A 7,957-nucleotide genomic window follows, 5' to 3' on the forward strand; every position below is an offset into this window, starting at 1 on the left:
AGATGTGTTGTCGACTGATCGTTACCGCTATGCGATGTTGACGCCGCGCCTGGTGGCCCCCCACCCGAACTCGCCAGTGACGAAACTGGAACCCCACGAAGCCATCGCATTGTTGATCAAAATGCGGCTGAGGCACCTGACACCGCGCACGGCGGTTGACGCGCTGGCCAAAAGTACTAAGGATCCGGCACCGGACCTCGCGGAATGCCGAAGCTCGACCACGTGGGGGTGGCGATTTTATGCTGCAGCGCACGACATTCTGGGCGGTGACGCCAACATTGACGCGCTCGAAAAACTGGTCAAGGACGCCAAGGCGCCATCGGAACGGGCTGCAGCCGCAGTGTTCGCCTGTGCTCTTTCCGTCGAAGACGGAAACCCACAAGGCGGATTGGACGTCGTAGACGGCGCTCTGACCCATAGCGATTACAGCGACGTCGATCGGGCGTGGCTCCTCCTGCACAGAGGCCGTTGTCTAGCCGAGCTCGGCGATCTCGCAAATGCACGTCTCTGTGCCGTCGACGTCCAAAAAATTCGAAATGTAGCGGTAGATGACCCAACCGCTATGGCAATCACAGGATCGGGCACTGATCTCATCTTCAGACTCAACCCATGGTCGACGGACAGCAAGGAAGTTATCGGTGTTGAGGAAGTGATCAAGGGCCGTGACACCCTCGCGTCGTGGTGGAGTCGGCAGGAGGTAGCGGACGGCCTGGAGATTCAGTTCACCGACCAGTTCCAAGTATGGGTGGGTAATTCCGAGGGCCCAGAACTGGATCCGACCAGCTTGAGGCTCCGGTCGGCGACGCTGCTTGCCGGGATCGCTGCGGATCATTCATCCTGGCGAAGATCGCACACACTCTTGGCCCAGTACACGCTCATGAACGACAGCTCAGCTGAGGAGATCGCTAAATCGCTGGCTGCGCTGAGGCACGCAGGTGAACACAAGCTGATCGAGGACACTGTGCGGCATTTACTAAGGGTGGGGCCCGCAACCGCGGTCCGCGCTGCAGCGGGCGTAGTGCGACTTGAACTCGGGACTCGAACTTCGCTACACGCTGACCTGCAAACGATTTCGTCTGCCTCCGATGTCCTTGAAACAGACTGGGCAGACACGCATGCACGCTGGATACTGGCGAGGTTGAATGATACTGGCGACTTGGCAACTCGGCTGCAGCCGACCTTCTCACTGGAGCATGCACTGCTGAAGGTTTTGTCGAATCTTGTTTCCGTGATTTCAGCGCCGGTCCTGCGTGAGGTGATCGAACACATCAAAGAATCTCCACAGCAAGGGGATATCGGCTCCTCGTACGATTGGGCACGCGTCGTGGAGAACGTGCCAATAAGTGAATGGACCAGCGACGACAGAACGGCGGTTGCCGTGCGCAGCAAGGACGGCCCGGCACTCAAAGAAGCGTTCGATCGAATCCTCGCCAAGCACGATTCCGCCCATCGGGAAACGATTCAGAAGCGAATTGAAGAAGGGAACTTGTCCGCTCTCAGTGCTTTTGGAGATGTACGAGACCTAGATGACGACATAGCGAAGGGCGTTATTGAGAAGCTGTCCTCCGCGACCACCCAGCGGATCTCCGACCTCAAAAGCGGCTCGTTCGCCATGGGAGTGAAGGACTTTGCATCCGATCTGGTCACACTGAATGTCTGGTATCCCCAGCTCGCTTCGTGGGATTCGATCTCCGACCTATTGACGACGGAACTGCCTTTCGTCTCTGACCGCCAGGGAGTGCTAGCGAGGATCGCAATTCTGGGGAAAAAGATTCCTCCAGAGGTGGTCGATGTTATTGCAGGTCCGCTCCATGACTTGATGGTCGCCCTTCCCTCAGAGGGGCCTAGTTGTTGTGGGTATGGACGTTGCTGACGAGGGATTGAAGTAGACGGGCTGGTCCTCGGCGTAAGAATGGGAGTTGCGACACAACCGTTCTCGACCAAGAAGGACCAGCCCTGTGACACACCGTAATGCTCCACTCACCGTGGAGGGAAGACGACGCCTGATCGAGCGCTGCCAGAGTCGTCCGATCGCCCACGTCGCCGCCGAAATGGGTATCTCACGACAATGCGCCTCCACGTGGGTCAACCGTCACCGCAAATATGGTGACCTGGGACTACAGGACCGCTCCAGCGCACCGAAACACCAACCCACCGCCACAGCCGCGGAGGTCGTGGCCGACATCGAGTCGATGCGACGGACCCGGAAATGGTCGGCTTCACGAATCACGTTCGAACTCCGAATGGATGGAACGGTCATTGCTCGCCGGACCGTCACGAAAATCCTGCGGAACCTCGGATTGCACCGCCGCCGGTTCATCGACCCGAACGGCGAAACCAACCGAAAACCGCAGGTCATCGTTGCAAAACGACCCGGCCAGATGGTCCACGTCGACATCAAGAAAGTCGGGAAGATCCCCGACGGCGGCGGGTGGCGTGCCCACGGCCGCGGCTCCGAGCAGGCCAAACGATCGCAGCGTCGGAAAACGAAGAACAAGCAAGCCCGGGTCGGGTACACCTATTTGCATTCCGCGATCGACGGGAACACCCGCCTGGCGTACACCGAGGCACGCGACAACGAAACCGCCGCAACAGCCATCGATTTCATGAACAACGCCCGCGTCTTCTTCGCCGCACACGGCATCACCCGTATCGAGCGCGTGATCACCGACAGCGGATCATGCTATCGGGCAGCAGATTTCACCGTTTCACTCCGCGAAGCTCGGCACTACCGCATCAAGCCGTACACCCCGAAACACAACGGGAAGGTCGAACGCTACAACCGCATCCTCGCCGAAGAACTGCTGTACTCCCGCGAGTACACCAGCGAAGCTGAGCGGCGCACTGCCGTCGAAGTCTGGAATGTTCACTACAATTACCACCGACCGCATTCAGCACGCGGAGGACGACCGCCCGCCGCTTACCGCCGGCACCGCGTCACCAACGTCCGTTCCTCCTACAACTGATATGTAGAGAAATTTGTCAAGGGACAGGTGGAAACGGCCTCGGGAACGGCAGTTCCCGAGGCCGTTTCCGTTTCGGTCGACGGACATGAAGAACGGCGGGTGACATGTCGATATTCACGACTCGTGGTCAGACTGATATACGCGGGTTGGCTACCGCAGGACGACTGTTCGGCAGGAACGGTGCTGCTGCTCTAGGGTCGGGCGTCGCAATCGGTTCCAATTTCGGAACCTGTTGCTGCCCATAGTTGTTTTCGCAGATCGTTCCTCACGCTGCCATCACGCCCTTTGCGATTGTCTATCGACCGAAATCTAGGGGAAGGACAAGCTCAGGGCTGGTCGTCGACGACCGCCAGCGACCAACACCATCCCGCAAGTTCTCTGGCTACGGCGACATTGGCGATCACCGGACGCTTCTTACGGGCGGTGAACTGCTCCCACCGATGATGCAGGCGGTGGTTGCCGGCATGCCCACGAGCACGCGCAGCGGGGCTGGCTTTCGCCCATCGAGTGCGCATGACCTGTCCAGGGTTGCGGTAGATCTTGCGGTGATGCCATGCTGCCTCGACCAACAACCGACGTGCATGACCGTTGCCGGTCTTGGTGATCGAACCCTGTGATCGTGATGTCCCCGAAGAGTATTCACTCGGCACCAGGCCGACATAGGAACCGATGGTGCTCCCCGTAAATCGCTGCCAGTCGCCGATCTCGACCGCCAACCCGAACCCGGTCAAAGTAGAGATTCCGCGTAAACATCCCAAACGGTGCACCATCGGCGTGTAGGGACTGTTCTCCGCCATCTCCTCGATCGCCGTATCCAGTCGGTCACGGCGGCTTCGGGTGAGCAGCATCGCTTCATAGTTCGAGTCGAACGTGGCCTGCAACGCCGACTGCTCGAACCTCTGACTTCGTAGCCACACATCATGCGCACCAGTCCACGCCGCACCACCAGAATAGACAATGCCCTGCCGCAGAAGAAGTTTCGACAAGCGATGTCGGCATCGCATCAGATCCCCGCGAGCATCCTCACGGGCACGGACCAGATCTCGGGCTGCCTCTTGTTCTACCGAAGGGACCGTGACCTCGACGATCTCGTCCAGTCGGAGCAACCGCGCCAGATGCAGCGCGTCGCGAGCATCGGTCTTGACGCGGTCACCAGCAGGTCTCTGCAATTTCGACGGCGCAACCACCACGCACTCCACACCCGCTTGATTCAGAGCTCGGTACAGGCCGAATCCGGTCGGTCCGGCCTCGTAGACGGCTTTCACCGGACCCGGCAACGAACGCAACCAGGCGAGGATCTCACCGGAGTCCGGACATAATCGTTGTTTCCATACTTCACCGGTTTGACCGTCGATCGCACATGCCACTACAGACAGTGCGTGCACGTCCAATCCGACACTCGTACGCTGATACATCACCGGGGCCTCCTGCAAATGTAGGCACTACCGATCCAGGCTTCGCCTACTCGGCAACCCACGGCAACTTGCAAGCGAGTCCCCGGCCCGAAACGGGCCGACCCTCATACCGGGAGTGTCCGATTAACGGTGGATCCGACCTTGATGTCGGTTAGTTACCGTTCAGGGTGATGCGTCCTTCGAAGGTGATCGCAAACGCATTGAGCGCGGGCTTCCACCTCATTGCCCATCGTGCCTTACCTTTCCCTGTCGGGTCCAGAGCACGCGTGGCCAAGTACAAGCATTTGAGCGCCGCCTGCTCAGTCGGGAAGTGCCCACGCGCCCGTACTGCGCGCCTGTAGCGAGCGTTGACAGACTCGATCGCGTTCGTCGAGCAGATGACGCGCCTGATCTCGACGTCGTAGTCCAGGAACGGAACGAACTCACTCCACGCGTTGTCCCACATCTTGATAATCGCTGGATACTGCTGCCCCCATTTCTGCGTGAACTCAGCGAATCGTTCCCTGGCCGCAAACTCCGACGGAGCGGTGTAGACAGGTTTGAGATCACGCGCCATCGCATCCCAATATTTACGAGAGGCAAAGCGAAAAGTGTTGCGTATCAGATGAATAATGCACGTCTGCACCACAGCGAGTTCCCAGACGGTGTTGATCGCTTCAGGCAATCCTTTGAGTCCGTCGCACACAACGATGCAGACGTCCGCCACACCACGGTTCTTGATCTCGGTCAGGACCGAGAGCCAGAACTTTGCGCCCTCTCCGCCCTCGCCGGCCCAGATCCCGAGGATGTCGCGTTCGCCATTGACGGTGACGCCGATCGCGACATACATCGGCCGGTTGGTGACCTGCCCATCGCGAACCTTCACGTGCACCGCATCGATGAACATCACCGGATACACCCGATCAAGTGGCCGGTTCTGCCACTCCGTCATTTCCCCGACGACCTTGTCGGTGATCCGCGAGATCGTGTCCTTCGACACCGACGCTCCGTAAATATCTTGAAAGTGCGCGGATATCTCGCCGGTCGTCAAACCCTTTGCCGTCAATGACAATACGATCTCATCGATACCCGTCAAGCGTCGCTGACGCTTCTTAACAATCTGCGGGTCGAACGAAGAATCGACGTCGCGTGGCACTTCGATCTCCACCGGCCCGATCTCAGTGAGCACCGTCTTCGAACGGGTACCGTTCCTCGAGTTGCCGCTGCCGCGGCCGGCGGCATCGTGCTTCTCGTAGCCCAGGTGCTCGGTCATCTCCGCGTCTAACGCGGTCTCTAGGACGTTTTTGGTGAGTTGATTGAGGAGTCCGTTCGGGCCCATCAACTCCACGCCCTGCTCCTTGGCCTGAGCCAGGAGCTGCTCGGCCAACTGCTTCTGATCCACCTCAGTCTCTGCCATGGGATCAAGTGTTTCGGTCATCGTCGATCCTTCCCGCCAAGCTCAGCTCGGCGTGTTGAATCAAGGACCGGATCCACCGTTATTCAGACAGTCCCGCCGCAGCCCGGCGGCGTGACAGAGGTGACGGTGAGCGTCGCTGCAGTCGTGGTCGCCGTGCCGCGGGTCTATCTCTTTAACGGTGTTTCGGCGGATTTCCATCAGTAAGTTTCCGATCCCGGCCAACGATCGGCGAACGTGATCGCAAACGCGTTCAGAGCGGGCTTCCACCTCGTTATCCATCGTGCCTGGCCCTTGCCTGTCGGGTCGAGCGAACGTGTCACCAAATACAGACACTTCAGCGCAGCCGCCTCGGTAGGGAAATGGCCACGAGCTTTCACCGCCCTCCGATAGCGGGCATTGAGGGACTCAATCGCGTTGGTAGAGCAGAGCACTCGCCGTATCTCTGTGTCGTAATCGAGGAACGGAATGAACTCCTGCCAAGCGTTGGTCCACAATCGGATGATCGCCGGATACCTCTCACCCCAGTGCTCGGCGAGATCGTCCAGCCCCGCGTGAGCGGCAGCCTCGGTCGGTGCCGTGTAGATCGGTCTGAGATCGTGTTTGAGTGCGTCCCAGTGTTGACGTCCCGAGAGCCGAAAGGTGTTGCGGATCAAATGCACGACGCACGTTTGTACCGTCGTGGCCGGCCATACGTTCTCGACGACTTCCGGCAGGCCTTTCAATCCGTCGCAGACCAGGAAGAACACATCCCGAGTGCCGCGATTGCGAATGTCCGTCAGCACGGACATCCAGAATTTGGCGCCCTCACCGCCGGTGCCGGCCCACAATCCGAGCACGTCGCGCCGTCCGTCGAGACTGACGCCGATCGCCGCGTAGATCGGCCGGTTTGCGACCTGCCCGTCTCGAACTTTGACGACGATCGCATCGACGAAAACTGCCGCGTACACCTCGTCGAGCGGACGGGCAGACCAGTCCTGCATCTCCTCGAGGACCTTGTCGGTGATCCGCGAGATGGTCTCCTTCGAGACCGAGGCCCCGTAGATTTCAGCGAAATGCGAACTGATTTCACCAGTCGTTAATCCTTTGGCGTACAACGACAACACGATCTCATCGACCCCGTTCAATCGACGTTGGCGTTTCTTGACGATCTGCGGCTCGAACGTCCCTTCCCGATCACGAGGGACCTCGATCGGGACATGCCCACTGGCCTCGGTCAACACCGTTTTCGACCGAGTCCCGTTGCGAATATTCGTAGACTCCCGATCGGCCGGAGCTTGGTTCTTGTCGTGCCCGAGGTGCTCGGTCATCTCCTCGTTCAGTGCGGTTTCCAGAACGGTTTTGGTGAACTGCTTGAGCAGACCGTCCGGCCCGGTCAGCGACAGGCCCTGCTCCTTGGCCAGGCGCACCAACTCTGCGGCCGCCGCAGCTTCCGCGGAGGGCTCGGCCCTCTTCTTCGTCACATTCTCCAGTGTCGTCATCTCGGCACCTCCTCGCCGAGCATTCACTCAGCGTCTCGGGCCAAAACACCGATTACGAAACAGTCCCGGTGCCGGTTCCGCAGCGGCGGGCATACGCGATCATTCCGTCTGCTGCCCGCACAGCGCGGACGCCGTTGTCGTGGATCTGCGACTCGGGGTCTTGCTCGTAGCGGAAGTCATCGTGCTTGCTGCCGCCTGCTGTCGATGCCGCGACTGCGTCGAATGTGTCTATTCCTTCCCAGGCGCGTGCACGGTATTCGGGCTTCGTTGTTTCGGACATGTGTTGTGTCCCTTTCCCTTGCGGGTGAGCTACACAGCGGGGGTGCTGTGCAGCGCGGCCAACAGGGCGGTCTGGACCTCGAGCGCGGGCGACGGCGCACCGTGTGCAAGGACGCTCGCGGTCGTGTCATCGATGACGACGGACATGTGGGCGCGGTGACGCGAGAGCATCACGCAGGTGCGGCCCGCGTCGAGGTTGAAAGGTTCGGCGGTCCGGTATCCCGCCAACGGGTGCAGCACCACGACGGCAGGGCGCTCGAGGCCTTGCAGCGAGTTGGCGGTGCCGACCAGTACGTCGGGGTGCTCGCTGAGTAGGGCACGGATTGCCGCAGCCTGGGTCACGTGCGGGACCACCACGGCCACGTCGGCGGCCGTCATTGGCCGCTGGCCTGCGGTGGTGACCAGATCCGCTGCCAGTAGTTC

The 7,957-nt window shown here is 60.0% G+C and carries 7 protein-coding genes; 2 read left to right on the forward strand and 5 right to left on the reverse strand.

Going from position 1 to position 7,957, the window contains the following annotated elements; all coding sequences use genetic code 11:
* Positions 1–1,873, forward strand: a 1,873-nt coding sequence (locus tag ACF1A5_RS33610) for a hypothetical protein (RefSeq protein ID WP_392196638.1), incomplete at its 5' end; no start/stop codon positions are given.
* A gap of 85 nt (positions 1,874–1,958) precedes the next feature.
* Positions 1,959–2,966, forward strand: a complete 1,008-nt coding sequence (locus ACF1A5_RS33615; protein WP_392196639.1) for an IS481 family transposase — start codon at positions 1,959–1,961, stop codon at positions 2,964–2,966.
* 326 nt (positions 2,967–3,292) lie between these two features.
* Here the strand turns inward: ACF1A5_RS33615 and ACF1A5_RS33620 are convergent, their stop codons facing one another.
* The 5 genes from ACF1A5_RS33620 to ACF1A5_RS33640 form a co-directional block, all read right to left on the reverse strand.
* Complete coding sequence (locus tag ACF1A5_RS33620; protein WP_003942584.1) at positions 3,293–4,381, reverse strand: IS110 family transposase; 1,089 nt, start codon at positions 4,379–4,381, stop codon at positions 3,293–3,295.
* 151 nt (positions 4,382–4,532) lie between these two features.
* Positions 4,533–5,798: an IS256 family transposase gene (locus ACF1A5_RS33625; RefSeq protein WP_003943361.1), complete on the reverse strand. Its 1,266-nt coding sequence runs from the start codon at positions 5,796–5,798 to the stop codon at positions 4,533–4,535.
* 176 nt (positions 5,799–5,974) lie between these two features.
* Positions 5,975–7,255, reverse strand: a complete 1,281-nt coding sequence (locus ACF1A5_RS33630) for an IS256 family transposase (RefSeq protein ID WP_030537341.1) — start codon at positions 7,253–7,255, stop codon at positions 5,975–5,977.
* Positions 7,256–7,307: 52 nt separating this feature from the next.
* Positions 7,308–7,535: a hypothetical protein gene (locus tag ACF1A5_RS33635; protein ID WP_245220050.1), complete on the reverse strand. Its 228-nt coding sequence runs from the start codon at positions 7,533–7,535 to the stop codon at positions 7,308–7,310.
* A 29-nt stretch (positions 7,536–7,564) separates the two neighbouring features.
* Positions 7,565–7,957, reverse strand: a 393-nt coding sequence (locus ACF1A5_RS33640; protein WP_392196640.1) for an AAA domain-containing protein, incomplete at its 5' end; no start/stop codon positions are given.

Origin of the sequence: Streptomyces sp. NPDC014864, from assembly GCF_043081525.1 — a bacterium.
Classification (GTDB): domain Bacteria; phylum Actinomycetota; class Actinomycetes; order Streptomycetales; family Streptomycetaceae; genus Streptomyces.